This is a genomic window from Bacillus sp. SIMBA_074, from assembly GCF_046534555.1.
Lineage (GTDB): Bacteria > Bacillota > Bacilli > Bacillales > Bacillaceae_G > Bacillus_A > Bacillus_A mycoides.
In genome coordinates, this window is sequence record NZ_JAWRYM010000833.1 from 1 (window position 1) to 255 (window position 255).

Consider the following 255-nt stretch of genomic DNA (forward strand, 5'->3'; position numbering starts at 1 on the left):
GGAAATTCTTCTTCAGAGGCAGGGCGGTAGGTCAAAATTTGATAAGTCGCCACAGTAATGGGTTTTACTTGCTTATTATCACCTGTGTACTCGCCGACCAAGGAGGGGTCAAGCCCGGTCTTGTCCAGCAGCTCTTGAATCCATTGGCGGACAGAAGTGGGGTTGGTGGTTAGGATCAAAGTGGCTGTCTGTAATTGGCAAATCGCTCCTAGGCCGATAACCGTTTTTCCGGCACCACAGGGAAGGACGAGCACG

At 51.4% G+C, this 255-nt stretch carries 1 protein-coding gene; it reads right to left on the reverse strand.

The window, feature by feature from the left end; genetic code table 11:
* Positions 1 to 255, reverse strand: a 255-nt coding sequence (locus SB773_RS33090; protein ID WP_410594668.1) for a DEAD/DEAH box helicase family protein, incomplete at both ends; no start/stop codon positions are given.